The sequence below is a fragment of the Nostoc sp. genome (genome assembly GCF_036919495.1).
Taxonomy (GTDB): Bacteria; Cyanobacteriota; Cyanobacteriia; order Cyanobacteriales; family Nostocaceae; genus Nostoc.
Genome location: NZ_JBALBZ010000073.1, coordinates 1 through 26,566, shown reverse-complemented (window position 1 = coordinate 26,566; position 26,566 = coordinate 1). Strand labels below are relative to the sequence as shown.

The following is a 26,566-nucleotide window of genomic DNA, read 5'->3' as shown; positions in this document are numbered from 1 at the left end:
ATGCCTTTTAGATTTTTATTGTTCAACTAACTCTTGAAAGCGCTTATCATCGGCAATATCATCAAAATCTAGGTCAGTTACTGCGTCTTCTTTATACCTGGGATTAAGTTCAATTGCTTGTTGTAAAGTTAACATAGATAGTTCAACTTGTCTTTGCAGTGCGTAACAGGCTGCTTTGTTATAATAGGCACTGGCATAATCTGGGTTAATTTCTAAGGCTTTGTTAAAACTAGCGATCGCTTCATCATCGCGTCCCAATCTTACCAAGGTATAACCGCGTTTATCCCAGATTTTGGGAGAATTTGGTTGGAATTCCAGCGCTTTCTCAAAAGATGCTATTGCCTCTTCATATTGTTCTAATGCTACTAGGGAAAGACCGCGATTCAACCAAGCAATTGCATCATCAGGCTTGATTTGTGTAGCTTTGTCAAATGAGTCAAAGGCTTGCTGATGCTGTTGTAAGTTACCAAAAGCAACGCCGCGATCGCACCAAGCTTGATGATAATCTGGTTGAATCGTAATAGCTTTATCGTATGATGCGATCGCATCTTTGTAGCGTTTCAATCTCCCAAGAGTTAGACCTCGTTTTAACCAAGACACAGGTTCATCAGCTTGGATTTTAACTGCTTGGTTGTAAGCTGCGATCGCATCTTCATAGCGCCTTTGGGAAAATAGATCATCTCCTTGTTTCACATACTCATCAGCAGTAAATTGTGGTTGTTGTGGCTGTTCTTGTATTTCTTCCTCAACTTCAGAATTCACAACCTCTGGAATGGATGCAGCTGTCATTTCAACTTCAACTTCAGAATTTACCGCCTCTAGAATAGATTCAGGTGTAATTTCAGTTAGTTCCTGAAGAATTAGATCCTTTCTTTCTTGGGCATCCAATTGTAACTCAGAGAGTTGAGAGACAAACTCAGTTTCTAATCTTTCTAACTTCTCCAAAATGAGAATCTTTTGTTGTTGAGCATTCCATTGTAAATCTGAGAATTGCGAAGTAAACTCAGATCCAGCTTTTTCTAAATTCTCAATTATTAACTCTTTGCGCTTTTGAGCATCTACTTGTAATTCTGATAGTTGATCTGCAAATTCTGACTGCAATACTGCTAAACTCTCAATAATTTTGCTTTTTTGTTCTTGAGCATCTATCTTTAATTCAGATAATTGAAATTTCAATTCATTATCTAATCTTCCGAAATTGTCAAGTGTGATATCTTTTTGTTTATGAACATCTACCTGGAATTTAGATAATTCTTCCGCAAATTCTGACTGCAATTTTCTTAAAGTTTCAATAGCTATATCCTTTTGCTTTTGAGCATCAGACTGCCATCCAGAAAGTTGAGATGTGAACTCATACCTTGATACTTCTAAATCAGCAACGGCTAGTTCTTGCTGTTGTTGTACACCTAACTTTAAATTAGACAGTTCTTCTGCGATGACAGATGCTAATTTTCCGAAATTATCCAGTGCTATATCTCTTTGTTGTTGAGCATCAAACTCTAATTTAGATAGCCCAGAAGCAAATTCTGACTCTAAAGTTTGTATATTCTCTTGAGATTTTTTCAGTTCAGTTTCTAATCTACTTAATACCTGTGCTTTAGCTAAATCTAGTTCAGATGTAAGGTTAGATAAATATTTTTTTTGTTCCTTTTTAATCTGTTCTTGTAAACTAGCTGTTTCCTTTTCTAATTCATAATTTATTTTTTTAGCTTCTTGAATAAGACTTTCAGCCTCTTCTTTAACGGTGGCTAGCTGATTTTGCAATTTTTCCATTCCCTGTAATTGTTGCATAGCTCTATCAACAATTTCACGGATTACCACCCGTCGCAGGAGCCAAAATAAAGCAATGATTGCGACTGGAAATAGACTTAATATAACTAGCCAGACATTGAGTAAGATAGTTGTCCGGCTAAAAGCGCTATTAAAATCAGATTGGACTTGCTGTTGAATTCGTTTTTCCGCTCTTAGTCGCGTTAATTCTTCGCGTTCCTGATTCGATAACACCAAAGCAGGAGTTAGTGCTGGGGAAGGTGATGGTGCAGATTGTCCACTGACAATTCCAGGGGACAGCAGTAAGGGTAAAAAGACAATAGTGCTTTTTACAATTAAAGCGAAAACAGCTTGATTTTTGCTCTTCATAACAACCATCTCAGTCTGTTGGTCAGTTTTTGAAGCGGCGTGCCTCTCTCCAATCTATAACAGAATTAAGTAGTAAAATGTTGTAGAGGGAGTGGAAAATGCTGAACAATCCTTAACTAATCTGTTCTTTCGCGCTTACAGTACGTACAACTTCAGTCGTGGAGCGTAGTTAAGTTTTTAACATTTTTTAGATATACCATTATAACATTACTAGGTGAAAACCAAGCAGTACAAACAATAATTTATCAACTTCTGGAAGACAGATTGCAGCAAAATCGGCGCTTTCTCAGAGCATTCATGGAACTAAGTTCGGACTTTGTTTTTACAGATAGCAGTATGCAAAGTGTCAGATGCGCTTACTTCGCACTAACATTAGATTATCTAGGGTAAGCAGATTACTTGTCCTATAATTAACTTAACAAAGGCGGTAGAAAATGGGTCGGATAAATCCTTACACACTGCAATTGCAGATTACCCGAATGTTTGAGCAAGGGCAATCATTTTTTGCCACAACCAAGGTACAGGAATGGTTGAAAGAACACAAACACAATCCAGAAGATTATGACATTCTTTTCAATAAAAAACCCGCGCCTCCTGGTTCCAAAGAAGTGATGGTGGTGGAAATTGAGTTACGCCGCAAAGATGGGCAACCTGTAGATCCTTGGTTGCAGGAACAAGCAAATCTCCATGCCTGATTTTAAGAACTAGCAATTTTCAATTTAAATTCATATTATCTTAACAGAATTTACCAAAAAAGAGCGTTCCCAGTTGCGGAATGCTCTTTGTTATCTTTGATTTAGGGATATATATTATCTATGCGATCGCCCATATCAAAAACATTAAATTCAATCCCGTCTAACTTCAGCCTCAAAGCTTCTAATAAGAGGTTTATCCTTTCTTCAATAAAAATTGTTAGGGCGTTTTCAGGAAGCGCATCGGCTCTTGACCATTCAAGAATCATCGTTGGTATAAGATGAGAGCGTAGCACTGTTTCTAAACCAGGGTCGTCATATTCTTTAAGATAATCTAATGGATTTTTATCGCTAATTTTCAAATTAGTTATTTGAGACAGATAAGCAATATTCATCAAGCTGTCACATTCTATTTGGCTAGCAATACCACTTTGCTTAATAAAGTTAATTGGAAATATATGGTGTAAGTTAGGCTTATCTGTTAGCAAATAATAAACATCAGACAAAATATCTCTATGAGGTTTTGCCCAATCTTGCGGCTTGTGGTTTGCATAAAGTGATAGTATTGCTCTGGATAAGCGACCTCTATAACTGTAGAAAGATTTTCTTAGAGAATTCTTATCAATATCAAATTTATTGAATGAGTAAGTACTATTAGCCTTTTGTTGATTAACAAAGTATATATGTTCCCAGAGGTGAGTAGTGTTTGTTAGTAAATCTGCATTATGAAAACTATAATACCAAAAATATTTATTTAAAAAACTATAATCTGGTTTATCATTCCGATAAAAGTATGATGTAATAGTCAGGTATAAATATCGGTAAGGGATTAATCTTCCACCTTTAATATGCAAAATATTATCAAAGAAATCAAAAGTTTTAGCAACGGCTATTTTAAAATTAGACCATACAGCTTCAATATGTTCTGTTTTTAGCTTATTAAGATACATATCAGTAATATTTTGTATCCCAGCTTCGGGAAATTCAAGTTTTACCACTACAGCTAGCATCTGGAGCAATGTCCAATTATCAATATTGGCGTATTGGCTACTAAAAATACTTTTTTTAAATTGATCAAATAATTCACGAAGATAGAAACCAGAGATATTATTTGTCTGATTTTCAGAACGAAAAGTCTTAGCAACTACAATATCAAAGATATCTAAGGGTTTGCCAGCTTGATTAATCCGCTCAAATATTTGACAAACTTCTGCAACTTCAATACCTCTTAACTCAATAAAGAAAATTTTGTAACTAGCCAAAACTTCCCTAATTCTCCTAAGTTGTTGCATGTAAGGATGATCGAATTCTCCATTAACACTTACATAAATATTTCTTTCTATTTGCCCACGATCTTTAATTATATCTATTAAGCTGACAATTAGTTTATCTTGATAACGTTGTTTTTTTCCAACATTTGCTTTTAGCTGACCATCTCTATCATCGATTTCGTCCCAAAACAAAAACCTTTTTGCATAGCTTGTGTCATCAGTTGCATCAGTAAGTTCAATAGTCAAATCTATATATAGCGTTGGATCAAAATTTTCGTTATTAGCAATCTTACCCCCATGTATTGATGTTAATAAAGAAGTTGTTCTTTGTTGTCCATCTAAAATGTACTGATACTCATTAGAGTAAAAATTCTCAGCAAATTTTATACCACCTATTTCTCTATGACTTTCTAGCTTTGTATTAGTTTTCCAAATTAGAATACTTCCTAAAGGATAAAACTTATAAATACTATCCCAAAGTTTTTTTACATTCTCTTTCTCCCAGACAACATCTCTTTGAAAAGTTGGAATTTGATACTTATGTGAGAGAAGACTTTCCAAATAGAGAGCAATACTCTGAGCATCCGGTTTAATGCGTTCAGTAGATGTAAACATTGAGTTAACCTTACCTAACTTTGAGTAAATATCAAGATTGGTGTGTGAATTTTACTTGTTTTAGTAAAATTCCATACAAGGTTAACTGATATTTAATTAAGTGGCAACTCAGATTTTAGAAAATCTCTGCAACCTTTCCTCCATGCCAACGTTGCCCTGTAAGCCGCCTGTGTGTACCAGCAGTAATGAGTCGCCTCTACAAAAAAATTCCTGCTTTAGTAAATCCATCACTCCGTAAAACATTTTGGCGGTATATACGTAATCGAGGGGTACGCCATGTTCTTGTGTGAACTGTTGGCTGAAAAGTAGCAACTCGTTGTTCACCTTTGCATAGCCGCCAAAGTGGTAATCACATGCCAATTCCCAGGAAGCGGGAGAACTATATGGTGCGGGTAAACCAGAGGCGAGGTAATTTGTCAATAAACTTTCAATTTCTTGGGCGAGAAATGCCCCATTCTTTAGAACGGGAAAAGCGATCGCTCTTTGTCCTTCATGCAACGAAAGCGCAATACCTGCTACTGTGGTAGCTGTACCGCAGGCTACGCATATACGATCAAATGCGTAGGCGTAGCCAACCGTAGGCATCGCATCAGCAATTATCTCTGTACAGCCGCGCACACCATTTAAATTACTCCCGCCTTCGGGAATGATAAACACCTCGCCGAAACGTTGTCGCAGATATTCTTCTAACGCTGGTGTGTTGCGCTGTCGATACATCTCACGGTTTAGGTACATAAGCTGCATACCCTGTTGTACAGCAAAACTCAGCGTAGGATTCAACGGTAGCCTCTCCTCGCCACGAATTACACCAATGGTACGAAAACCGAAAAGATTACCAGCCGCCGCAGTTGCATAGATATGATTGGAATAAGCGCCGCCAAAGGTTAGCAACGTCGTGAAATTTTTCTCCTTCGCCTCCAGAAGATTGTATTTCAGCTTAAACCACTTGTTGCCGTTAACCCACGGGTGCATGAGATCGAGGCGCAGCACATACAGATCAACACCTGCGTGACGGGCGATTTCGCTGTTGATTTGTTGTAGAGGAGGAGTAATAAAGGTTAACGACATCTACCAAGATTCTAACTTAGAATTTACATTCTTTCACGTTCATTATTGAACATAAAAGTAATGATAAACATTGAGTAATTCAATGGTAAAGCAATCAAAATGATGAATAAATCTTTCTGATGATTAGCTTTAGAAATTGGCATTTTACTAATTGAGTGTTTCAGGTAAATATAGAAACATAACACTCGCTCCAGATAATATTCTTTTTGGAGAAAAGAAATGGTTGCACTCACACAGCTTACTCAAGTTATTGCCAATCCAGGACGTTTGACGATTGAAACTGTTGAAATTGCTCCTCAAACGACTGCTATACGTTGTCTCGACTGGGATCGAGAACGTTTTGATATCGAGTTTGGTTTACGGAATGGTACAACCTATAATTCTTTCTTAATTCAAGGAGAAAAAGTTGCTTTAGTTGACACATCTCACCGCAAGTTTGAGGAATTATATCTTGAGGTAGTGACAGGATTAATTGATCCGGCTAAGATAGATTACTTGATTATTAGCCACACGGAACCAGACCACAGTGGCTTAGTGAAAGATATTTTGCAATTAGCTCCCTCAATTACTGTTGTCGGTGCAAAGGTGGCTATTCAATTTTTAGAAAATATGGTTCACCAGCCTTTTAAATCAATGCAGGTGAAAAGTGGAGAGCGATTAGATTTAGGCAACGGACACGAATTAGAATTTATCTCTGCACCTAATTTACACTGGCCTGACACAATCTTGACGTATGACCACAAAACTTGCACTCTCTACACTTGCGATGTGTTTGGGATGCACTACTGTGATGACCACACCTATGATGAAAATATTACTTCAATAGAGGAAGATTTTCACTATTACTATGATTGTCTCATGGGCCCAAATGCCCGATCTGTCTTGGCAGCTTTAAAGCGGATTGAAAAGTTAGATATAAGAACAGTTGCCACGGGACATGGCCCGTTATTACAACACTATATCTCCGAATGGCTTGGACGCTATCAAAACTGGAGTTTAGAACAAGCAAAAACAGAGACATTAGTACCTCTATTTTATGTTGAAGATTACGGGCATAGCGAGCATTTAGTCCGTACCATAGCTCATGGATGCGCGAAAACAGGGGTGGCAGTAGAATTAGTAGATATCAATAGTGCCGAGCCTCAAGAAGTTCGAGAATTAGTTGCACAAGCTTCTGGTTTAGTAATTGCAATGCCAGCCCAATCTTCGGCGATCGCTCAAGCGGCTTTAAGTACTATTTTAGCTGCTGTTCACAAGAAGCAGGCAATTGGTTTACTAGAGTCGGGAGGTGGAGAAGATGAACCTGTTTATCCTTTACGTAATAAGTTTCAAGAACTGGGATTAACTGAAGCTTTTCCTCCTATCTTAGTTAAGGAAATTCCTACACAAGCAACGGAACAACTTTGTGATGAAGCGGGGACAGATATGGGCCAATGGTTAACCCGCGATCGCACCATAAAACAAATCAAATCTATCAATAGCGAGCTAGAAAAAGCTTTAGGGCGAATTAGCACAGGATTGTATATTATCACCGCCAAAAAAGGAGAAATTCAGAGCGCAATGTTTGCTTCTTGGGTGACACAAGCGAGTCTTGAGCCTTTAGGAGTAGCGATCGCAGTCTCCAAAGATCGGGCAATTGAATCCTTGATGCACGTTGGCGATCGCTTTGTTTTAAACGTTTTAGAAGAAGGCAAATATCAAGGATTAATGAAACATTTTATCAAGCGTTTTGCTCCTGGTGCAGACCGCTTTGCTGGAGTAAAAACATATCCAGCGAAAAATGAATCGCCCGTTTTAGCTGAAGCTTTGGCTTACATGGAATGTGAAATTACTAGCCGCATGGATTGTGGCGATCATTGGGTAATTTATAGCACAGTCCAAACTGGAAGAGTTGCCAAGCTAAATGCATTTACCGCCGCCCATCACCGCAAGATTGGCAATCATTACTAAATAGTCATTGGTCATTATTTCCTGCTGCTTCCTACAGACGCGATGAATCGCGTTTCTACAACACATTCCCAAAAAACTATGTATAAATCTGTTGAAAAGACCTCAATTGATATGTACGAAATCAATCGAGGACGCGTCGTGCGAACCTTGGAATTTATCCAAGATGTGATTGTATTTTGTTTGTGTATTGGTTTATTTAGCTTCATGGTGCTTCAGGTGAAAGATATGTTTCTTTCCTTACTTCCACCTCTAGATTTTCATGCTGTTACTGCCGATATTCTCTTTTTACTTATCTTAGTTGAGTTATTTCGACTGCTGATTATTTATCTACAGGAACATCGAGTATCTATTGGTGTAGCTGTTGAAGTTTCCATCGTTTCCGCCTTGCGAGAAGTCATTGTTAAGGGTGTTCTAGAAGCAAGTTGGACCCAAGTTTTAGCAACTTGCGCCTTTTTATTAGTGCTAGGAGTACTACAGTTCCTCCGAGTTTGGCTACCCCCTACTTTTGAAGGTATCGATCCCGAACAAGAAATATCTAAACGCTATAGAAGCCGAGCCAAGTCTGAATTAATACAAAACAATGGCCATTAAATAATAGGGAGTAGGGAGTGGTTAGAGATGCGATTAATCGTGTCTGTAGAGATGAGAATTTTCTGCCATATCCAATGCCCCATTCCCCATTCCCAATGCCCCATTATTAACAGAGGTTATTATGTCTGCAAATACTTTAACTACCAGCCATCCTAGAGATGTACAAGTTGCTGAAATTGGTAAAAATACTCTGATTTTGCGATCGCGGACTTGGGACAGACTAAAATTTGAGGTGGAGTATTCCCGCCAACAGGGAACTACAGCAAATTCTTATCTGATTCAAGCCGATAAAAAGGCTTTAATTGACCCTCCTGGCGAATCTTTTACCGAAATTTACCTTGAGCAACTAGCACAACATCTAGATTTCATCGCCCTCGATTACATTGTTCTCAGTCATGTCAACCCGAACCGCAGAGCAACCTTGCAAGTATTACTCTCTCTGGTTCCTCAAGCCACTCTTATTTGTTCTCGCCCCGCCGCCAATGCTCTAAAAACTGCCTTTCCCCAATGGGAATCACGCATTCAAGCGGTGCGATCGCAGGATACTCTAGATTTAGGACAAGGACATCATCTATTATTTGCCCCTGTACCAACTCCCCGGTGGGCGGATGGACTTTGTACCTATGATCCCGCTACAAAAATTCTTTACACAGACAAACTTTTTGGTGCTCATATTTGCGAAGATACTTTGTTTGATGAAGATTGGAAGGGTTTAGATGCGGAACGTCGTTACTATTTTGAATGTCTCCACGCTCCCCAAGCGAAACAAGTTGAAGTCGCCTTAGATAAATTGTCGGTTTTGGGAGCCAGATGTTATGCCCCAGCACACGGTCCGGTTGTTCGTTACAGCCTTAGCCGTTTTACTTATGATTACCGTCAATGGTGCCAAGGGCAAAAATCTCAAGAATTGAGTGTCGCTTTGCTCTATGCTTCTGCTTATGGAAATACAGCAATTATGGCGAATGCGATCGCTCAAGGTTTGATCCAAAATGGAGTTAATGTAGAATCAATCAACTGTGAACTAGCCGATTCTGCGGAGATTAACCGCATTGTAGAAACTTGCGATGGCTTGATTATCGGTTCACCCACTTTAGGCGGCCATGCACCTACTCAAATTCAAACTGCTTTAGGAATAGTTCTCTCGGTGGCAGCTAAAACTAAGTTAGCAGGTGTGTTTGGTTCCTACGGTTGGAGTGGCGAGGCAATAGATTTAATCGAAAGCAAGCTCAAAGATGCTAATTATCAACTAGGATTTGAAACAATTCGGGTGCGTTTCAGTCCTACTCCTGAGATTCTTCAGCAGTGTCAAGAAGCAGGTGCTTTCTTTGCCCAAAACTTGAAGAAAACCAAAAAACTGCGTTCTTCCCGCCAGGTTGTGACAGAAACCCATGTAGATCGTACCGAACAAGCGGTGGGGCGGATCGTTGGTTCTTTATGTGTTGTGACAACTCGTGATGAAGAAACTCACAAAGGAGTTTTAACTTCTTGGGTATCGCAGGCAACTTTTAACCCGCCAGGAATTATGATTGCGATCGCTAACGAGCAAAATGCAGAGTTAATGCATCATCCTGGCGATAAATTTGTGCTGAATATTCTTAAAGAAGGAAGAAATGTCCGCCGCTATTTTTCTCGTCACAGCACTTTAGGAGATAATCCCTTTGCAAATCTGGACACAAAAACTGCTCTGAATGGTTGTTTGATTCTGAATGAGGCATTAGCTTATTTAGAATGTACGGTGCAAAATCAGCTTGAATGTGGCGACAGATGGTTAATTTATGCCGTCATCGATCGCGGTGAAGTGTTGGAAAATAATGGTGTCACTGCTTTGGAACATCGGAAATCTGGCAGCTATTATTAACCTGACTTTTCACGGTATTTGAAAAACCTCACTTCTATTTCTCTCTCCTAAAAGGCTACCGTTCGCACTGCGTTTCTATTCCGCCTCGGAATGAATTCCGAGTTTCATAGCTGAAGTCCACTTCAGTGGACTAAATAATTAATTCAGTCCACTTGAGTGGACTTCAGCTATCAGCCCTGAACTTCAGTTCTGGGCGGGATTGCCTGTGTGTGTGACAGTTTCACTCTGACAAAGCCTTACAAGGAGAAAGGCTTTAATTTTTCCCCCAACCCTTGTACAGAAGCTTGCTCGGTGGTTAAGTTTTTCAGGAACTTTACCCATTATCGGCGAATCTTAGTGCCAATCCCCCATACCCAATATCGTGATCTAAGATTGTTGGGTATCTTATAAATTGCGATCGCCACTATACCGATGATTGAAGTTGAGCATCTAAGTAAAATATACGGCTCTACCCCAGCGATTACTGATGTCACTTTTAGCGTCGAGCCTGGGGAGATTTTAGGGTTGTTGGGCCCCAATGGCGCTGGTAAAACCACAACCATGCGGATTCTGGCTGGTTATTTACCGGCAACCAATGGAAATGCCCGGATTGCTGGTTATGATGTCCATGAAAATTCCCTAGCTGTACGCCAACGCATTGGTTATTTACCGGAAACACCACCGTTATATCCAGACATGACGGTGGAGGGATTTTTGCATTTTGTCGCCCGAATTAAGGGAGTATCAGCAGGCGATCGCCCCAACAAGGTAACAGCCGCTATCGAACGCTGCAACTTAGAAGACAAGCGGCGGGTGATTATTCGCAAACTCTCTAAAGGATATCGGCAAAGAGTAGGTATTGCTCAAGCGATCGTCCACGATCCACCAGCGATCATTTTAGATGAACCCACCGTTGGACTCGATCCCCGACAAATAATTGAGGTGCGAAATTTAATTAAAAGCCTCGCTGGTACTCACACAATTATTCTTTCTACGCACATTCTCCCAGAAGTAAGCATGACTTGTAGCCGCGTCGCCATCATCAATCGCGGTAAAGTTGTGGCAACTAATACACCAGAAAACTTGATGACTCAGTTGACAGGTGGCTCCGGGTATGAATTGGAAATAGAAGGAGAAGCTGCCCTAGCGAAACAGGTATTGCAAAAAGTCGCGGGTGTGAGTTTGATAGAATCAATTCCCACAACCGGAGGTTATCAACCCCAGGCAAACCGTGCTTACCTGCGGGTGATATCGCAACCGGGAAAAGAACCAGGAAAAGATATTGCCACAACATTAGTGCGGGCAGGATTCGGTTTACATGAACTGAAGCGAGTTAACGCCACCTTAGAAGATGTATTCTTGCAACTAACCACAGAAGAGAAAAATTTCGATACTGAGGTAGACTTAGCAGCAGACAACGAAGGAGAAGCAGCGTAAATGGGTATAGTGCTGAGTAATATTATTGCCATTTATCGCCGAGAGTTACAGAGTTATTTTGTATCACCTTTGGCTTATGCGATCGCAGGCATATTTTGGTTCATCGCGGGGTTATTCTTGGTGATGATTTTGCTAGGGCCAGATGGCATTTTGATAGGAGTCGCGGCAATAGATGCACAAGGGCAACAACTCGGAATGCCAGTACCGCCGATAGATGTCCCCTATGAATTTATCCGGGCATTCTTGGATCGCATGGGGTGGCTATTGTTATTTATCCTGCCCATTCTCTCGATGGGACTCTATGCCGAAGAACGTAAGCGCGGCACTTTAGAATTATTAGCCACGTCACCAATTACCAATTGGGCGGTGGCTGTAGGTAAGTTATTAGGCGTGCTAACATTTTTTACGACGATGGTTGTACCCATGCTAATGTTGGAAGCGATCGCAATCAGTGGATCAAATCCACCAATGGCACTCTCAATTCCCTTATTAGGTCATTTTGGATTAATCTTGCTAGCAGCAGCAATTTTATCTTTAGGAATGTTTATTTCTTCATTAACAGACAGTACAATTCTGTCTGCCGTTTTCACCTTTGCAGTAATTTTATTATTGTTATTGATTGATTTAATCGCCAAAATTGTCCCTGGCCCCGTGGGCGAAGCATTAGGTTATCTGTCATTGCTGAAACATTACAACACCTTAATTCAAGGCATTTTTGATACCAGCGCCTTAATTTTATTCGCCAGTTACATTTTTTTGGGTATTTTTCTCACTGCTCAATCAATTGATGCACTGCGCTTTCAAAGGCAATAGTCATTGGTCATTGGTCATCTGGGACATTACCAATTGAGTTTAGATAGGAGTTTAATTTCGGTGCTAGTTCGTTAATGATTGTTTTGATTGCATTTATCTGTTCGGTAGTTAAAAGGTTACGAGTATAAGCCCGTCTTAACCAATGTTGAGTTTCATTCAAAAAGCCTCTCGCTATTTTAATAAAACGTCTATTATCTTGAAACTACCTCTTACTACACCTTCTGCTATATTGCCACCAATACTATCTGCCGAACGTACAACCTGTTTACCAATTGTATCTTTTGCAAAAAGATTCCATCCTTCAACAATTTTCAAAATGTCATCTGCTAATTGTTCTGATAATTGATAAACCTGTAAATATTAGAAACGCTTTGTTGCCATTTATCCAGTTGTCTTGCTTACTTTTAGTCACTCAATTTTCATCCACATATTTTTACTTGTCACTATTTTTAGACAAATGACCAATACTTCGGCTTCTCTACGAGACACTACGCGAACGCTCAGTACAAGTGACCAATGACCAATGACCAATGACAAATCACATGAAGATAGTTGCAAAAAAGAAACTGTGGAAATATCTATTTTGGTCGGGCCCGTTCCTAATTACTGTCGGTTTAACAGTTGGATTAATCTCTGAACAGTGGGGATTAATTCCATTAGTATTTTTGATTACAGGAATTGTCATCAGTGGGTTGGGGATAATATGGCAAAGCTATGAGACTAACTGGTGGAAACGTCGTTCTACCCAAGCTGGCACTAATGCCTTAGTAGCAACTCTGGCAGTGTTGGCAATTTTAGGATTGATTAACTTTTTGGGAACTCGCTACCACTTGCGGGCAGACTTAACAGAAACGCAATTGTTTACCCTTGCACCCCAGTCACGGGAACTGGTGAGGGTTTTACCACAGCCAGTTAAAGCGTGGGTGTTTGATGTTAACCAAAATCCCCAAGACCGGGAATTGCTAGAAAATTATCAACGCCAAAGCTCAAAATTTAAATATGAGTACATCGACCCCCAAACTAGACCAGGACTTGCAGAAAAGTTTGGGGTTAAAGATTACGGGGAAGTTTATTTAGAATCTGGTAATAAACGGCAATTAGTACAGACGATAAATGAAAATGAGCGATTGTCAGAAATCAGATTAACTAGTCGCCTGCAACAACTAACAAATTCAACCACAGCCAAAGCTTACTTACTCCAAGGTCATGGCGAACGCCAGCTTTCACCTGGTAAAGGTGCAATATCACAAGCAGTTCAGGCATTAGGCGATAAAAACTTTACAACATCACCCCTGAATTTAGGAGAAACTTCTAAAGTTCCTCAAGATGCGGCTGTAGTGATAGTAGCTGGCCCCAAGCGAGGGCTGTTTGAAGGCGAAGTCAAAGCTTTGCAAGAATATCTTAATCGCGGTGGTAACTTACTGCTAATGATTGATCCTAATACCGATCCCAAACTTAACAGCTTGCTGCAAGAGTGGGGTGTTCGTCTGGATAATCGTTTAGCAGTTGATGTCTCTGGCGGAAGCGTAAGACTTGGCCCTGCTACGCCCTTAGTGACAGAATACGGACAACATCCGATTACCAAAGATTTCGATAACGGTAATTCTTTTTATCCAATTGCCCGACCGTTGGAAATTACCTCTGTGCCTGGTGTTCAGGCTACTCCACTACTACGAACCAAACCCTACCCTAACAGTTGGGCAGAAAGCGACCTCCAAAGCGAAAAATTAGAGTTTAATGAGGGTAAAGACCTCAAAGGGCCTCTAACCTTGGGCGTTGCCTTAACAAGAAAACAAACACCCAAATCTGTTTCCACTCCCCAACCTGCACCGACACCTTCACCCCTACCATCACCAACCACTCAAAGTAAGACTTCCCCTGCTCCCCCTGCCTCCCCTGCTCCCCCTACCTCCCCTGCCTCCCCAACTCCTGCTCCTTCATCTCAAACAGCCACCGAGTCCCGTTTAGTGGTTTTAGGAAATTCCGATTTCGCCACTGATGGTTTGTTTCAACAGCAATTAAATGGAGATGTATTCCTCAACTCAGTTACTTGGCTAAGTCAACAGGATCAGCAACCCCTTTCTATTCGCCCCAAAGAACCGAAAAACCGTCGGATAACCCTGACAACCACACAAGCCAATCTTTTAATACTGTTATCTTTGTTGCTTTTACCCTTAATTGGGTTTGCGATCGCAATTATTATTTGGTGGAAACGACGGTAAGAAGTAAATTAGGAGTTATAAATATTAACTCTTTAGCAATGACAAATGACAAATGACTAAAAAATGAAATTGCCGAAAACGACTTTAATTTTGATACTGCTAACGCTGGGTTTAGGCAGTTTTGTTTACTTCCATGAAATTCGGGGCGCGACTGTGCGAGAAGAAACTAAGGAGCAAAAGCAGCAAATTTTCTCTTTTAGAGAAGATGATGTACAGTCTTTAACAGTCACGACAAAAAAACTCACTCTGAATCTGGAACGGAACCCTGAATCTAGTAATCATAAGTGGCTAATCAAATCTCCGGTATCGGGTCCAGCAAATGATGCCATTGTTTCTTATTTGATGGATTTATTAGTCAAAGGTAATAGCGAGCGCACCTTATCAACTCCAGCAAAAGACCTTAAAGAATTCGCCCTAGATCAACCCCTAGCAACCATCAATATCACCCTGAAAAACCGACAAAGCCATCAGTTGATTCTGGGTAAATCTAACTTTAACGGTCGTTTCTTGTATGCTCAAGCTGACCCTGCTGCTAAACCCGATGGGAATATAAATGTGCTGTTGGTATCTACAGATTTTGCAAATGCCGTGAATCGGGAATTATCAGAGTGGAAACAACCTGTAGATAATAGCCAGAAACTTCCTCCGCTCACGATTCCTAAACCGACTCCGACAAACAGCAAATAATTAATTCAAAATCTGGCGATATTATTATGACAAGTCCAACAGCAACATTGCTGATTTCCTGCCCCGATCAACGGGGACTGGTGGCGAAATTTGCCAATTTCATCTATTCTAATGGTGGTAATATTATCCATGCAGATCAGCATACAGATTTTGCTGCTGGATTATTCCTTACACGCATTGAATGGCAATTAGATGGGTTTAATTTGCCGCGAGAATTTATTGCTCCGGCTTTTAATGCAATCGCACAACCTTTAAGCGCTAAATGGGAAATACGTTTTTCTGATACAGTACCACGCATTGCTATTTGGGTAAGTCGCCAAGACCATTGTCTATTTGACTTGATTTGGCGACAACGCGCTCAAGAATTTATTGCTGAAATTTCTTTAATTATTAGTAATCATTCTAATTTAAAGGTAGTAGCAGAACAATTTAATATTGACTTTCAGCATATTCCCATAAATAAAGATAATAAATCAGAAAAAGAAGCCCAACAAATAGAATTACTGCGCCAGTACAAAATAGATTTAGTTGTCTTGGCGAAATATATGCAGATTGTTAGTGCAGATTTTATTAATCAATTTCCGCAAATTATTAATATACATCATTCATTTTTACCAGCTTTTATCGGAGCAAACCCTTATCACAGAGCTTTTGAACGTGGGGTAAAAATTATTGGTGCAACTGCTCATTATGCCACGGCTGATTTAGATGCAGGCCCAATTATTGAACAAGATGTGGTGCGAGTTAGTCACCGTGATGAAGTTGATGATTTGGTGAGAAAAGGCAAAGATTTGGAGAGAGTTGTATTAGCAAGAGCGGTGCGATCGCATTTACAAAATCGTGTATTGGTATATGGTAATAGAACAGTGGTATTTGAGTAAATGATGCTCAAGTGATTGGAAGGTTCTGACTGATTTTCACCTTCTTTGTAAAAAACTGGGATGCTCCCGCTTTCAGTTGCTTATATGAAAGTGGATGTTACTGCTTTATTCCGAAGAAGTGCGGAATGTGGGTTGAAAATTATTATTCTTATTCTTGTGGCGATCGCACTGCTATACTATCACCTGGTGTTGAAGGCCATCTCACCGTCAGAATAGTACAGTCAGATTGAGCAACCCAGCAATGTGGCACACCCGCAGACCACAGCACATAATCACCTTCACGAGATAGAATCATCTCCCGATCCTCAAACTGAAGGCAAAATTGGCCATTAATCAAAATCGAAAGACTCGCGGCTGTGTCATTTACTCCCCACTCAGTTCTACAGTCTCCTGCTTTATGGACACCCCACTTTATTTCTAGTTCTGTGGTTGAGCGAAGATCATCATCTGGGGTGATGAAGTAACCCATAAACCAACCCCAGCGATTTGCACCTTCGCTAGCAGCATTCCCAAAAATAACTTTAGGCTGCATCACTCACCTTTTTCATTCATAACTAATCAAACATAGATGAACACAGATAATTAATTATCAAAATTATCTGCATCCATCTGCGTCCATCTAGGGATTTAGATTAAGGTGAGTTCGACCAACCTCTGTCTTTGGAAGAAGACCGAATGCATTGGTATCAACAAAGCGCAACTCTAGAAGACTTGTGTACACCGTAGCTACTATTGACTGGGAGCAGCAGGTTGCGATTGAGGTGATTGAGGTGATTGAGGTTGTTGGCGTAAACGGCGCAAAGAGTCCCGCAACTTGTTCTGGCTAATGTTATCTCTTCGCCGCCGCCGATTTGTGGTTGATTGTGGCTTTTGTGATGAATCGGTAGTTGTTTGCTCAGGTTGGATGCTGCTTCCTTGAGTGCGAGTTGTGCTAGCTCCAGATGATGAGTTTGTAGGACGACTTTCCGCTTTTTGAGGTTCTAACCGTCTACTAAATCCAGATATTGCTGGTTTTGTGGCTGTAGCTCCATTAGATGAAGGTGTCAACTCTCTGCGCCTACGTCTTGGAGTTTCCTGTGTGGAGTTAGCAGTAGCCGTTGTCTGCCGAGTTCTTTCTTCTGCTTCTCTTTCTGCTTGCCGTTCTTGAACTTGGTGCGATCGCCTTGAACCTTTCATGGCAAATTCAGTGGCTATAGATACCCCTTGTCTACCACCTTCTGCGGGTTTTAATTTCCAGTTACGTGCTTGTCTGGCGGTTTCTTCATCCAAGTCGCGGTTTCCACTGGAACGAGCAATCCGCACATTGGTAACATTACCTTGTGCATCAGTATCAACAGCTACTTCTACTCTGCCTTCAACTCCTCGCCGTCTTGCTGCCTCTGGATATTTGGCATTACATTCGCGGCAGGCTGCACGACCATTAGCATTACCTGAACTGTCAATTTTTGGAGGTGTTGGCGCTGTTGCTACTGTGGGACGGTTTCCTATGCTGCTACCAGTGCCGCTAGCAGTTCCGCTACCAGTTCCGCTACCAGTGCCACTACCAGTTCCGCTACCAGTGCCGCTACCAGTGCCGCTACCGATTCCACTGCCAATGCCAGTGCCAGTTCCACTACCAATGCCACCGCCAGTGCCAGTGCCAGTACCTCCGCCAGTGCCAATACCAGTGCTAGTACCTACAGCAATACCACTACCAGAGCCTAAACCAACACCAGAGCCACCACCGCCACCACCGCCACCCGCCGAACTTGCTTTGGAATCTCCAGATAGAGCTGCTCGTGGAACGGTTGCAGATTTCACAGGAACTTCTGGCGCTAATCGTGGAATGGGTGCAGATTTCACAGGAACTTCTGGCTTGGTAGCAATTGCTTTTGGCGGTGTATTTGTCGGCTGTGGCTTCTGAGCGACTGCTGTAATCTGTTCTTGCTGTTGAACTTTTTCTACTGGTGGAGTTTCTATAGGCTGTTTTTGAACAACTTCTGGCTCTTTTTTTATTTCTTTTGGAATCTGTGCAATTGGTTTTTCTGGTTCCGCAGTCGGAGAATCAACGATCGCCACCTCTATTGGTTCTTCTTCTCCTGTCGGCACTCTCGTAAAATAATTACCTATGCCTGAAGACAGTACGCCGATATGCAGCGCCAGTGAACCTATCAGACTGTAAGTCAGAAAAGACTTGAGAGCCTCAACTTCTTTGGAACGTTGCTCGACAGTAATGCCAGAAAAGCTCATAGCTATTGCTACCTATTCTCACTAACTTAGCTATCTTAGAATGCAAGGTTACAAATATCAAGTAAAAAATTAAAATTATTTCGGGCAGTGTTACAGACAGCATACTTAAATAATCAAAATTGAAAAAGATTATTGATTATGACGATTTCTAGATAAAATTAATTTTTGTGTTATGTGTTGATTATTAAATTAATTTATGTAAAACAAAAAAAGATTAAATAAAAATAATGACAATTAGGTTTGAAAAAACTAACATTGTATCTTAAACTCTATTGAGAAAAAGTTTCATTTTTTAACTTGATTCTGGTAGTCTGATTTTGTATTGTTGATGACGTTTAGAGGCACTACATGGGAATTCAGAATTTGTTTGAAGCAGGCGGTGTGGTCATGTTGCCCCTGCTGGCGTTTTCGGTGTTGGCAGGGGCACTAATGATTGAGCGGGCGAAGTTTTGGATACAGATTGGTAAGCGTCAAAACCGGGTGGTGCGAGAGGTTTTAAATCTTTATCGACTTGATAATGTCGTTAGTGCTGTGGATAAGCTGCAAAAAAATCTAGATTTACCCATAGCACGCATTTTTCTGGCTGGACTACAGCTCGAAAGACCGACTCCAGAAAAATTTCGTTTGGCTTTGAAAAGCGAAGCGCAAGCAGAAATCCCTATGCTCAAGCGGTTCCAAGCTGTATTTGACACAATTATCGGTTTAGCGCCTCTGTTGGGACTTCTCGGCACAATTTTAGGATTAATTCGCTCATTTGCTGGACTGAATATTGGTGATGTCGGAGGTACTAAGACTAGTGCAGTCACTGCTGGTATTAGTGAAGCTTTAGTTGCTACCGCCTCAGGATTGGTTGTAGCTATCTTTGTGCTTTTAGGAGCCAGCGTCTTCCGGGGACTATACCAGAGGCAGATAACAATGATTCAAGAGTACGGGGGACAACTAGAAATACTGTTCCTTGATCGCTATGATCAACTTGATCGCCACGAACAACAGGAGAAGTCCTATGGATCTAGATGAGAATGAACCAGATTTACCACCATTTATAAATGTAGTACCTCTGATTGATGTAATGTTTGCCCTTTTGACATTTTTTATTATGTCAACACTGTTTTTAACACGATCGGAAGGGTTGCCAGTAAATCTACCGAAGGCAGCCACAGCGAAGGAACAGCAAATTCCCACTAAAATTACCATCACGGTAGATGAAAAAGGTCAGGTAAGCCTAAACCGCGATCCCATAGCAGTTAATGATTTAGCACCGAAAGTGCGGACTTTAGTTGGTTCTAACGCAGATGCATTGGTGATTATTAATGCCGATCAAAAAGTCTTGCACGGTGAGATAGTGGGGATAATGGATCAAGTACGTCAGGTGAAAGGAGCAAGGCTAGCGATCGCTACCCAAAAATAATAAGTTCAGCGAGTCAGGAAAATTCTATATTCTGACTCCTAACTCCTTCTTGTCTAATGGCTATTACGCATCTGCAATTCTTGAGATATAAGTTTTAATAATAAGTCTTGCTGTGAATGGATAAAAAAGTGGTCACTGTTGAACTCATGTAATGAGAAAGCAGCGAGTGTCTGCTCTCGCCATGCTTGCAATTGCTGATGATTAACTTCTTGGTCTTGCAAACCACCAATAACAGTAATCGGACACTCCAGAGGCTGTTTTTGAGTATAAATATAAGTTTCCAGAACGGCAAAATCTGCCCGTAAAATGGGGAGAAACATCTGCATCAGTTCCGCACTTTCTAGTACTGCTTTGGGTGTACCGTTAAGACTGCGTAGCTCGTTGAGTAAATCAGGGTCTGATAGGATGTGGAGGGGTGGTTTTGTGGGCGGGATTTGCGGGGCGCGACGAGCAGATATGAAGAGGTGAAAGGGAGCAAGACTATATTTAGAGCGAAGTAGATGGGTCAACTCAAAGCTAACTAATCCGCCCATACTGTGACCAAAGAAGGCGAATGGTTTGTCTAAGTATGGTAACAAAAATGGAGCGATCGCTTCAACAAGAGATTCTAATCGCGTCAAGGGTGCTAACTTAATCTGTCTTCCCCGTCCTGGATATTCTACAGCGCAGACTTCGACATTACTAGGTAGATTATTAGGCCATGTGCGATAAATCGCCGAGTTCCCACCAGCATAGGGGAAGCAGAATAAACGCAAGTTGGCTTGAGGATTTGGTTGGGGACAGATAACCCAGGAATTGAAGCTTGGTGTAGTTGTCATAATAGAGCTTAGAGTTGGATAATACAACTTTGCTTTAATTTTTAAACATATTCACTGCTAATTTTATGACAGGAATGGAACCTTGGGCGATATCAGCCGTTAGTGGTGTCGCCGCTATGATTTTCCAAAACGGTGGTCAGGCTTTAGGAGTATTGGGCAAAACTCTGGATGAAAAAACCAAGAAGTTAATTTTTGCTGCATCAAATCAACTTTTCCTTCTCTCATCTAACGTTACAGGAATATTTAACGGCACAATATATTGATGACCATCGCCAAGTTGAGAAATTAGTTACTGAACACCTAATAAATGAACGCTGGAAAGAGGTGTTTTTGTTAGTAGCTGGGTTGATGCGCGGTGGTGCAGATGATTTGCTGTTGCTGATGGAAAAGGAAGCACAGAAGTACATAAATACACCGAAGTTAAAAGCTTTAATCAACTGGGCAGAAGAGGTAACAGCTGGATCTGAAGGTAATTATAAACCTGTGGGTAAACGTGCATCTGCTATTGCGATCGCCTATGCAATCACCTTCCCCAAAAAAGCTATTACCATTGGTATTGCCAAAGCTTACGCAATTGCAACAACCTATGCCATAAGTTACGCCGACGCTTATGCCGATGACTTTGACATCTACGCTATCGCCTACGATGATGCTCATGCCCATGCCATTGCCACTCGAACGACCATCCCCATATCCGATTCCCATTTTTATATATACACCATCTCTATTCTCAATACCGTTAGCATTGCAAACACCATCATTCATAAACTTGAAAAATTAAAAATCTTTATCTTTAATAAAGTCCACTTTACTTTACTAATTGCCCGACTAAAAGCATTGCAAACTAAAATGTCTGACTATAAACAGCTACTGGAAGCCGAGCTACCATTTTTTGAGTCCATTCAACAAACCTGGCTTAATGCTTTCAATCTCACCCAAGAAATGGTCAACTTATCTAAGCAAGAAGCGGAAGCACTGCGCGATTATCTCTACGCCAATCACCTCATTATCCAGTGTAAACAAGCAGCAGTGCGGGTGTCGCCCCAAACCTGGGAAGCAATCGAGGCGCGAATGTTGTTGGTTCCAGGTGATTAAGTAACAATAGAAAAATGAAAAGATAGCCAAATAAACGCTCCATGAGTTCATTACAACAGGCTAAAGATACAAAAACTCAAACTTTTACAGCAATCTTGCATTGGGAAGAAGATGTTTACGTAGCCGAATGTCCAGAAGTGGGAACCGCCAGCCAAGGAGAGACAATAGAAGAAGCGATCGCTAATTTGCGGGAAGCAACGGAACTTTATTTAGAAGAGTTCCCACTTTCTGAGACAGCACCTCGTCGGTTGCTAACTACATTTGAGGTAACTAGTGCCTAAGCTACCAAGAGTTCGAGCTTCTGAAGTTATACGTGTTTTGGAACGCTTAGGTTTTGTCCAGGTACGACAACGTGGTAGTCATGTGATTTTGAAAAAACAACTTGTGGAGGAAGGTGAAGGACATAAAGTGAATGAGGTGGGTTGTGTTGTACCATTGCATCGCAAAACTATAGCTATTGGAACGCTAAAGAGTATTTTGAGCCAATCTGGAGTCTCTGTTGAGGAGTTTCTGGAAAATCTTTAGTCGCTACTACACGAAAAACTGTTATTACAAAAATTAAAGCTCTACTTAAAACACTTAAGCCGTCGTTATGACACTTAGTTCTGTCCTTAAGAATGCACAAGTTGTTTTCTCTCTTCATCATATATGTCATGTTCTCTGTGAATGAAAACCTCAGACAATGCCTCATAAGCTTCACTCCAAGCAGCCATTACTTCTTCTGTAGCAGCTTCCCCTAAAACATCTTTCATCGCTTGCAGTAAACTTTCTCCAACAATAGGATATTGCTCTGGTGTAACATGGGTCTGCACATGACGATGAGCAATCTTTTCCATCATCGATTTTAAAGCAGGCAAATTATCAATCTGTGCAGCATAGCCATAAACTGCTGTAGCCAACCACGCAGGCTGAGAACCATTTGCTTAAGCAGACATATCAAATTGCTCTCTAATTTCTGGATGGTTCTGAAACAGAATTTCATACATCGGAGTTGTAATTTGCTGGCCGTTCTTTTTCAAAACAGGTGCTGTAGATTTAACGATATCTATTGTTTGTTGGCTAATCATAGTTTCTTTATCCACTTGGAATGTTGATTGACTTCAATTTAGTGGTTATTCCTATTGGTTACTATGAGCTAGCTCAGTTAACGAGTGATATCCTGTCAAAGCCTCTATACATCTATAGCCAGAGGCATTGTTAAAAAATTGCAACAAAGATAAAAATGTAAGAATGCAACTATATACATTGATAATTTATCAAACAATACTTTGACATGCATACCATCGAGAAAAAGTCAACGAAAAAAGCTTGGGCAGGTGCGATCGCAGAATCGGCAAAAGAATTTCCCTCTACCCAACTGCCAATTATCTCTGGCAAAATCCCAGATGGCTTGCGTGGCACACTTTACCGCAATGGCCCCGCACGACTAGAACGCGGTGGCATTCACATGGGACATTGGTTTGATGGAGATGGGGCAATTCTGGCTGTAAATTTTAGCGATGCAGTTGCAACCGGGGTTTATCGCTACGTGCAAACCTCTGGCTATCAAGAAGAAGCCGCAGCAGGTAAACTACTCTACGGCAATTATGGCATGACTGCACCAGGGCCAATTTGGAATCAATGGCAAAAGCCCATCAAGAATGCTGCTAACACCTCGGTGCTAGCACTTCCAGATAAACTTTTGGCACTGTGGGAAGGTGGTAAACCTCACGCCCTCGATTTACAAACTTTAGAAACTTCGGGCGAAGATGATTTAGGGGGGTTAACTAAAGGATTGCTATATTCCGCACATTATAAGCGTGACAAGCAAACAGGGGAGATTTTTAACTTTGGCATTAGCCCTGGACTAAATGCGACGCTTAATATTTACAAAAGCGATTCGACTGGCCGAATTATCCAACAAGCCGCATACCAGCTAGATGGTGTCCCATTGGTGCATGATTTTGTTTTAGCAGGACAGTATCTTGTATTTTTCCTTCCGCCAGTGCGGTTGAATGTCTTACCCCTGCTAATAGGAATAAACAACTATAGTGATTCGCTAGAGTGGCAACCTAGATTAGGAACTCAGATTTTAGTTATTGATCGAGAAACCCTATCTGTAGTGAGTCGTGGAGAAACCGAACCTTGGTTCCAATGGCATTTTGGTAACGGTTATGTAGATGCTAGCGGTTCAGTGATTGTGGATATCGCCCGTTATGAAGATTTTCAAACTAACCAATATCTCAAGGAAGTAGCTACAGGTGAGACTCACACCCCAGCTAAAAGTACACTAACGCGAGTTCATCTGCATCCCCAAACTGGCAAAGTTACGTCGATTCAGCAACTATTAAACAGATGTTGTGAATTTCCGAATGTACCACAGCAAAACGTAGGACAACCTTCCCGTTACACATATATGTCAATATTCCGTTCAGGAACAGATATTAGCCAAGAAGTAGTAAATGCGATCGCCCGCTTCGACAACAAAACCGAAACCCTCACCGAAGTAGACTTAGGAGAAAACCGTTATCCTTCAGAACCCATCCCCGCCCAAGACACCCAAAACCCTGAACAAGCTTGGGTACTAACCGTTGTCTACGATGCTAATTCTCATACTAGCGAAGTTTGGATATTTGATAGCGATCGCCTGGATGCCGAACCCATTTGCAAACTAGGATTACCCAGCATCATCCCCCACAGCTTCCACGGCACTTGGAACCCAGCCTAATAACCCCTCCGCGTTCCCTCTGCGTTTCCCTTAGCTACCTGGTGCGTTAAAAACATATCGCACTGGTCACTACATTACGCGGGTTAGAATAGAAATAAACCTTATATACATTACCCTGATTAAGCAGAATTGCCCATGACCACTTCTAAACGCCACTACCACATCACTACCTTCGGTTGTCAGATGAATAAAGCTGACTCAGAGCGCATGGCTGGCGTTTTGGAAGACATGGGCTTTGAATGGTCAGAAGATCCGAATAATGCAGATGTGATTCTCTACAATACTTGCACAATTCGGGATAATGCCGAGCAAAAGGTATATTCCTACCTTGGCAGACAAGCGAAGCGCAAACATGAGCAGCCTGATTTAACCCTCATCGTTGCAGGTTGTGTTGCCCAGCAAGAAGGTGAAGCGCTATTGCGACGAGTCCCAGAATTAGACTTGGTAATGGGGCCACAACACGCCAACCGCCTCAAAGATTTGTTAGAGTCAGTCTTTGAAGGCAACCAAGTTGTCGCCACCGAGTCAGTTCATATTATTGAAGATATTACGCAGCCGCGACGAGATAGTAAAGTAACAGCTTGGGTAAATGTAATTTACGGCTGTAACGAACGTTGCACCTACTGTGTAGTTCCCAATGTTCGAGGTGTCGAACAATCGCGCACACCGTCAGCTATCCGGGCTGAAATGGAAGAATTAGGACGGCAAGGTTACAAGGAAATTACTCTACTCGGTCAAAATATTGACGCTTACGGCAGAGATTTGCCAGGAACAACAGCAGAAGGTAGGCATCTGCACAACTTCACAGATTTACTTTATTACGTCCATGATGTACCAGGGATTGAAAGGTTAAGATTTGCTACTAGCCACCCCCGTTATTTTACAGAGAGATTAATTAAGGCTTGTGCTGAGTTGCCCAAAGTTTGCAAACACTTCCACATTCCCTTTCAATCTGGAGATAATGAACTTTTAAAAGCGATGGCGCGGGGTTATACCCATGAAAAATATCGCCGGATTATCGATACCATTCGGCGGTATATGCCAGATGCTTCTATTAGTGCCGATGCGATTGTCGGTTTTCCTGGGGAGACAGAAGCACAGTTTGAAAATACCCTGAAACTGGTGGAAGATATTGGCTTTGACATGTTGAATACAGCAGCATATTCGCCGCGTCCAGGGACACCAGCCGCTTTGTGGGACAATCAGCTAAGTGAAGAAATTAAAAGCGATCGCCTCCAACGCCTAAATCATTTAGGAAACTTAAAAGTAGCCGAGCGATCGCAACGTTACTTTGGACGCATTGAATCCGTTTTAGTAGAAGACCAGAATCCCAAAGATCAAACCCAGGTGATGGGACGCACTGGTGGTAACCGTCTGACATTCTTCAGTGGCGACATCAAAGAATTGAAAGGGCAGTTAGTGAAGGTAAAAATTACCGAAGTCCGCCCTTTTAGCTTGACGGGTGAACCAGTTGAAATTAGGCAAGCTTTATCTGTATGAGAAAATAGACATAGGAGTGAAATTAAATATGCGTTATCCATAACCCTTGTTTTGACATAGCAGTACTACGTCAAAACAATTGTTTTTCACTCCTATGTCTAGAATTGGTATATAGCGGTTATCGATTCTATGAGAACACCAAAGTCCTTGCTGTCAAATCATTTCAGCAAAGTTTATGTATCTCACTGAACTGCACACCGCTATAAGCACAAAACCTTACTATTAAAGCTTATGAACGCCATCACTTTGAATATTCCCAATCTGGGTATCGAGGGATTTTATGAACTTTGTCAAGCTAATCAAAATTTGCAGTTAGAACGTACTGAAACTGGAGAAGTTATAATTATGCCTCCAACCTATCCATCGACAGGTAAGAAAAACTCTGGTTTGAATGCTCAATTATGGAACTGGAACGATCGCACAAATTTAGGTATTGTATTTGATTCCTCCAGTGGTTTTACTTTCCCTAATGGTGCGGTTTACTCACCCGATGCTTCTTGGGTAAGTAATGAAAAATGGGAGGCTTTAACTCAGACTCAACAAGAAGAAGAATTTTCCCCTCTAGCACCTGATTTTGTAGTCGAATTGCGTTCTAGTAGTGATTCT

Annotated in this window: 26 protein-coding genes and 1 pseudogene; 18 read left to right on the top strand and 9 right to left on the bottom strand. The window is 41.2% G+C overall.

Annotated features, from left to right (window positions below; all coding sequences use genetic code 11):
• Positions 1 to 15 precede the first annotated feature (15 nt).
• Entirely contained in the window at positions 16 to 2,139 is a 2,124-nt protein-coding gene (locus tag V7K25_RS10075; protein WP_335157456.1) for a tetratricopeptide repeat protein, read from the bottom strand.
• Positions 2,140 to 2,573: 434 nt separating this feature from the next.
• Between V7K25_RS10075 and V7K25_RS10070 the strand changes: the two genes are divergently transcribed.
• Positions 2,574 to 2,834: a hypothetical protein gene (locus V7K25_RS10070; RefSeq protein WP_335157454.1), complete on the top strand. Its 261-nt coding sequence runs from the start codon at positions 2,574 to 2,576 to the stop codon at positions 2,832 to 2,834.
• A gap of 101 nt (positions 2,835 to 2,935) precedes the next feature.
• Here the strand turns inward: V7K25_RS10070 and V7K25_RS10065 are convergent, their stop codons facing one another.
• Together V7K25_RS10065 and V7K25_RS10060 are read right to left on the bottom strand one after the other, a co-directional pair.
• The gene (locus V7K25_RS10065) at positions 2,936 to 4,717 is read right to left on the bottom strand and encodes a GmrSD restriction endonuclease domain-containing protein (protein ID WP_335157452.1); all 1,782 of its coding nucleotides are present in this window, start codon (positions 4,715 to 4,717) and stop codon (positions 2,936 to 2,938) included.
• A 108-nt stretch (positions 4,718 to 4,825) separates the two neighbouring features.
• Positions 4,826 to 5,785 carry a 1-aminocyclopropane-1-carboxylate deaminase/D-cysteine desulfhydrase gene (locus V7K25_RS10060; protein WP_335157450.1) on the bottom strand — a complete coding sequence of 320 codons (960 nt, stop codon included), beginning with the start codon at positions 5,783 to 5,785 and terminating at the stop codon, positions 4,826 to 4,828.
• 219 nt (positions 5,786 to 6,004) lie between these two features.
• Between V7K25_RS10060 and V7K25_RS10055 the strand changes: the two genes are divergently transcribed.
• The 5 genes from V7K25_RS10055 (at position 6,005) to V7K25_RS10035 (ending at position 12,413) form a co-directional block, all read left to right on the top strand.
• Positions 6,005 to 7,735, top strand: coding sequence for a diflavin flavoprotein (locus V7K25_RS10055; RefSeq protein ID WP_335157448.1), 1,731 nt, complete (start codon positions 6,005 to 6,007; stop codon positions 7,733 to 7,735).
• 78 nt (positions 7,736 to 7,813) lie between these two features.
• The gene (locus V7K25_RS10050; protein ID WP_335157446.1) at positions 7,814 to 8,326 is read left to right on the top strand and encodes a phosphate-starvation-inducible PsiE family protein; all 513 of its coding nucleotides are present in this window, start codon (positions 7,814 to 7,816) and stop codon (positions 8,324 to 8,326) included.
• A gap of 121 nt (positions 8,327 to 8,447) precedes the next feature.
• Positions 8,448 to 10,184, top strand: coding sequence for a diflavin flavoprotein (locus V7K25_RS10045; protein ID WP_335157444.1), 1,737 nt, complete (start codon positions 8,448 to 8,450; stop codon positions 10,182 to 10,184).
• Between the two features lie 411 nt (positions 10,185 to 10,595).
• Positions 10,596 to 11,600: an ABC transporter ATP-binding protein gene (locus V7K25_RS10040; RefSeq protein ID WP_335157442.1), complete on the top strand. Its 1,005-nt coding sequence runs from the start codon at positions 10,596 to 10,598 to the stop codon at positions 11,598 to 11,600.
• Entirely contained in the window at positions 11,601 to 12,413 is an 813-nt protein-coding gene (locus V7K25_RS10035) for an ABC transporter permease (RefSeq protein ID WP_335157440.1), read from the top strand.
• Between the two features lie 7 nt (positions 12,414 to 12,420).
• On the opposite strand, the pseudogene V7K25_RS10030 reads toward V7K25_RS10035, so the two are convergent.
• A pseudogene (locus V7K25_RS10030) lies at positions 12,421 to 12,728 on the bottom strand (four helix bundle protein).
• Positions 12,729 to 12,955: 227 nt separating this feature from the next.
• Between V7K25_RS10030 and V7K25_RS10025 the strand changes: the two are divergent.
• The 3 genes from V7K25_RS10025 to purU all read left to right on the top strand — a co-directional run bounded on the left by V7K25_RS10025 (position 12,956) and on the right by purU (position 16,203).
• Entirely contained in the window at positions 12,956 to 14,635 is a 1,680-nt protein-coding gene (locus tag V7K25_RS10025) for a GldG family protein (RefSeq protein ID WP_335157472.1), read from the top strand.
• A gap of 63 nt (positions 14,636 to 14,698) precedes the next feature.
• Positions 14,699 to 15,322, top strand: a complete 624-nt coding sequence (locus tag V7K25_RS10020) for a DUF4340 domain-containing protein (RefSeq protein WP_335157438.1) — start codon at positions 14,699 to 14,701, stop codon at positions 15,320 to 15,322.
• Between the two features lie 26 nt (positions 15,323 to 15,348).
• Positions 15,349 to 16,203, top strand: coding sequence for a formyltetrahydrofolate deformylase (purU, locus tag V7K25_RS10015; RefSeq protein ID WP_335157436.1), 855 nt, complete (start codon positions 15,349 to 15,351; stop codon positions 16,201 to 16,203).
• 148 nt (positions 16,204 to 16,351) lie between these two features.
• Here the strand turns inward: purU and V7K25_RS10010 are convergent, their stop codons facing one another.
• Together V7K25_RS10010 and V7K25_RS10005 are read right to left on the bottom strand one after the other, a co-directional pair.
• On the bottom strand, positions 16,352 to 16,735 hold the full coding sequence (locus tag V7K25_RS10010) for a cupin domain-containing protein (protein WP_335157434.1): 384 nt from the start codon (positions 16,733 to 16,735) through the stop codon (positions 16,352 to 16,354).
• 197 nt (positions 16,736 to 16,932) lie between these two features.
• The gene (locus V7K25_RS10005; RefSeq protein WP_335157432.1) at positions 16,933 to 18,432 is read right to left on the bottom strand and encodes an energy transducer TonB; all 1,500 of its coding nucleotides are present in this window, start codon (positions 18,430 to 18,432) and stop codon (positions 16,933 to 16,935) included.
• A 348-nt stretch (positions 18,433 to 18,780) separates the two neighbouring features.
• Between V7K25_RS10005 and V7K25_RS10000 the strand changes: the two genes are divergently transcribed.
• Positions 18,781 to 19,449: a MotA/TolQ/ExbB proton channel family protein gene (locus V7K25_RS10000; RefSeq protein WP_335157430.1), complete on the top strand. Its 669-nt coding sequence runs from the start codon at positions 18,781 to 18,783 to the stop codon at positions 19,447 to 19,449.
• Positions 19,436 to 19,840 carry an ExbD/TolR family protein gene (locus V7K25_RS09995; protein ID WP_335157428.1) on the top strand — a complete coding sequence of 135 codons (405 nt, stop codon included), beginning with the start codon at positions 19,436 to 19,438 and terminating at the stop codon, positions 19,838 to 19,840. The genes V7K25_RS10000 and V7K25_RS09995 overlap by 14 nt, the downstream gene beginning before the upstream one ends.
• 53 nt (positions 19,841 to 19,893) lie before the next feature.
• Here the strand turns inward: V7K25_RS09995 and V7K25_RS09990 are convergent, their stop codons facing one another.
• A complete protein-coding gene (locus V7K25_RS09990; protein ID WP_335157426.1) occupies positions 19,894 to 20,658 on the bottom strand; it encodes a thioesterase II family protein in 765 nt (254 codons plus the stop codon).
• A gap of 65 nt (positions 20,659 to 20,723) precedes the next feature.
• On the opposite strand from V7K25_RS09990, the gene V7K25_RS09985 reads away from it, so the two are divergent.
• Genes V7K25_RS09985 through V7K25_RS09970 form a run of 4 tightly spaced genes read left to right on the top strand, consistent with a single transcriptional unit; the run spans position 20,724 to position 22,278 of the window.
• Positions 20,724 to 20,921 carry a hypothetical protein gene (locus tag V7K25_RS09985; RefSeq protein ID WP_335157424.1) on the top strand — a complete coding sequence of 66 codons (198 nt, stop codon included), beginning with the start codon at positions 20,724 to 20,726 and terminating at the stop codon, positions 20,919 to 20,921.
• On the top strand, positions 20,851 to 21,753 hold the full coding sequence (locus V7K25_RS09980; protein ID WP_335157422.1) for an NACHT C-terminal helical domain 2-containing protein: 903 nt from the start codon (positions 20,851 to 20,853) through the stop codon (positions 21,751 to 21,753). The genes V7K25_RS09985 and V7K25_RS09980 overlap by 71 nt, the downstream gene beginning before the upstream one ends.
• A gap of 41 nt (positions 21,754 to 21,794) precedes the next feature.
• The gene (locus tag V7K25_RS09975; protein WP_335157420.1) at positions 21,795 to 22,034 is read left to right on the top strand and encodes a type II toxin-antitoxin system HicB family antitoxin; all 240 of its coding nucleotides are present in this window, start codon (positions 21,795 to 21,797) and stop codon (positions 22,032 to 22,034) included.
• Entirely contained in the window at positions 22,027 to 22,278 is a 252-nt protein-coding gene (locus V7K25_RS09970) for a type II toxin-antitoxin system HicA family toxin (protein ID WP_335157418.1), read from the top strand. Before V7K25_RS09975 ends, V7K25_RS09970 begins: the two co-directional genes overlap by 8 nt.
• A gap of 86 nt (positions 22,279 to 22,364) precedes the next feature.
• On the opposite strand, the gene V7K25_RS09965 is transcribed toward V7K25_RS09970, so the two are convergent.
• Entirely contained in the window at positions 22,365 to 22,652 is a 288-nt protein-coding gene (locus tag V7K25_RS09965) for a globin domain-containing protein (RefSeq protein ID WP_335157416.1), read from the bottom strand.
• A 24-nt stretch (positions 22,653 to 22,676) separates the two neighbouring features.
• Positions 22,677 to 22,820 (bottom strand): hypothetical protein, encoded by a 144-nt coding sequence (locus tag V7K25_RS09960; protein ID WP_335157415.1) that lies wholly within the window; start codon positions 22,818 to 22,820, stop codon positions 22,677 to 22,679.
• 206 nt (positions 22,821 to 23,026) lie between these two features.
• Between V7K25_RS09960 and V7K25_RS09955 the strand changes: the two genes are divergently transcribed.
• From V7K25_RS09955 to V7K25_RS09945, 3 genes are all read left to right on the top strand, one after another.
• Entirely contained in the window at positions 23,027 to 24,460 is a 1,434-nt protein-coding gene (locus V7K25_RS09955; protein ID WP_335157413.1) for a carotenoid oxygenase family protein, read from the top strand.
• A 135-nt stretch (positions 24,461 to 24,595) separates the two neighbouring features.
• Complete coding sequence (gene miaB / locus V7K25_RS09950; protein WP_335157411.1) at positions 24,596 to 25,960, top strand: tRNA (N6-isopentenyl adenosine(37)-C2)-methylthiotransferase MiaB; 1,365 nt, start codon at positions 24,596 to 24,598, stop codon at positions 25,958 to 25,960.
• Between the two features lie 231 nt (positions 25,961 to 26,191).
• The coding region (locus V7K25_RS09945) for a Uma2 family endonuclease (protein ID WP_335157409.1) at positions 26,192 to 26,566 on the top strand (375 nt) is incomplete at its 3' end.

Coding starts and splice junctions, on each gene's coding strand:
- V7K25_RS10075 (WP_335157456.1), bottom strand. CDS start 2,139: ATGAAGAGCAAAAATCAAGCTGTTTTCGCTTTAATTGTAAAAAGCACT.
- V7K25_RS10070 (WP_335157454.1), top strand. CDS start 2,574: ATGGGTCGGATAAATCCTTACACACTGCAATTGCAGATTACCCGAATG.
- V7K25_RS10065 (WP_335157452.1), bottom strand. CDS start 4,717: ATGTTTACATCTACTGAACGCATTAAACCGGATGCTCAGAGTATTGCT.
- V7K25_RS10060 (WP_335157450.1), bottom strand. CDS start 5,785: ATGTCGTTAACCTTTATTACTCCTCCTCTACAACAAATCAACAGCGAA.
- V7K25_RS10055 (WP_335157448.1), top strand. CDS start 6,005: ATGGTTGCACTCACACAGCTTACTCAAGTTATTGCCAATCCAGGACGT.
- V7K25_RS10050 (WP_335157446.1), top strand. CDS start 7,814: ATGTATAAATCTGTTGAAAAGACCTCAATTGATATGTACGAAATCAAT.
- V7K25_RS10045 (WP_335157444.1), top strand. CDS start 8,448: ATGTCTGCAAATACTTTAACTACCAGCCATCCTAGAGATGTACAAGTT.
- V7K25_RS10040 (WP_335157442.1), top strand. CDS start 10,596: ATGATTGAAGTTGAGCATCTAAGTAAAATATACGGCTCTACCCCAGCG.
- V7K25_RS10035 (WP_335157440.1), top strand. CDS start 11,601: ATGGGTATAGTGCTGAGTAATATTATTGCCATTTATCGCCGAGAGTTA.
- V7K25_RS10025 (WP_335157472.1), top strand. CDS start 12,956: ATGAAGATAGTTGCAAAAAAGAAACTGTGGAAATATCTATTTTGGTCG.
- V7K25_RS10020 (WP_335157438.1), top strand. CDS start 14,699: ATGAAATTGCCGAAAACGACTTTAATTTTGATACTGCTAACGCTGGGT.
- purU (WP_335157436.1), top strand. CDS start 15,349: ATGACAAGTCCAACAGCAACATTGCTGATTTCCTGCCCCGATCAACGG.
- V7K25_RS10010 (WP_335157434.1), bottom strand. CDS start 16,735: ATGCAGCCTAAAGTTATTTTTGGGAATGCTGCTAGCGAAGGTGCAAAT.
- V7K25_RS10005 (WP_335157432.1), bottom strand. CDS start 18,432: ATGAGCTTTTCTGGCATTACTGTCGAGCAACGTTCCAAAGAAGTTGAG.
- V7K25_RS10000 (WP_335157430.1), top strand. CDS start 18,781: ATGGGAATTCAGAATTTGTTTGAAGCAGGCGGTGTGGTCATGTTGCCC.
- V7K25_RS09995 (WP_335157428.1), top strand. CDS start 19,436: ATGGATCTAGATGAGAATGAACCAGATTTACCACCATTTATAAATGTA.
- V7K25_RS09990 (WP_335157426.1), bottom strand. CDS start 20,658: ATGACAACTACACCAAGCTTCAATTCCTGGGTTATCTGTCCCCAACCA.
- V7K25_RS09985 (WP_335157424.1), top strand. CDS start 20,724: ATGACAGGAATGGAACCTTGGGCGATATCAGCCGTTAGTGGTGTCGCC.
- V7K25_RS09975 (WP_335157420.1), top strand. CDS start 21,795: ATGAGTTCATTACAACAGGCTAAAGATACAAAAACTCAAACTTTTACA.
- V7K25_RS09960 (WP_335157415.1), bottom strand. CDS start 22,820: ATGATTAGCCAACAAACAATAGATATCGTTAAATCTACAGCACCTGTT.
- V7K25_RS09955 (WP_335157413.1), top strand. CDS start 23,027: ATGCATACCATCGAGAAAAAGTCAACGAAAAAAGCTTGGGCAGGTGCG.
- miaB (WP_335157411.1), top strand. CDS start 24,596: ATGACCACTTCTAAACGCCACTACCACATCACTACCTTCGGTTGTCAG.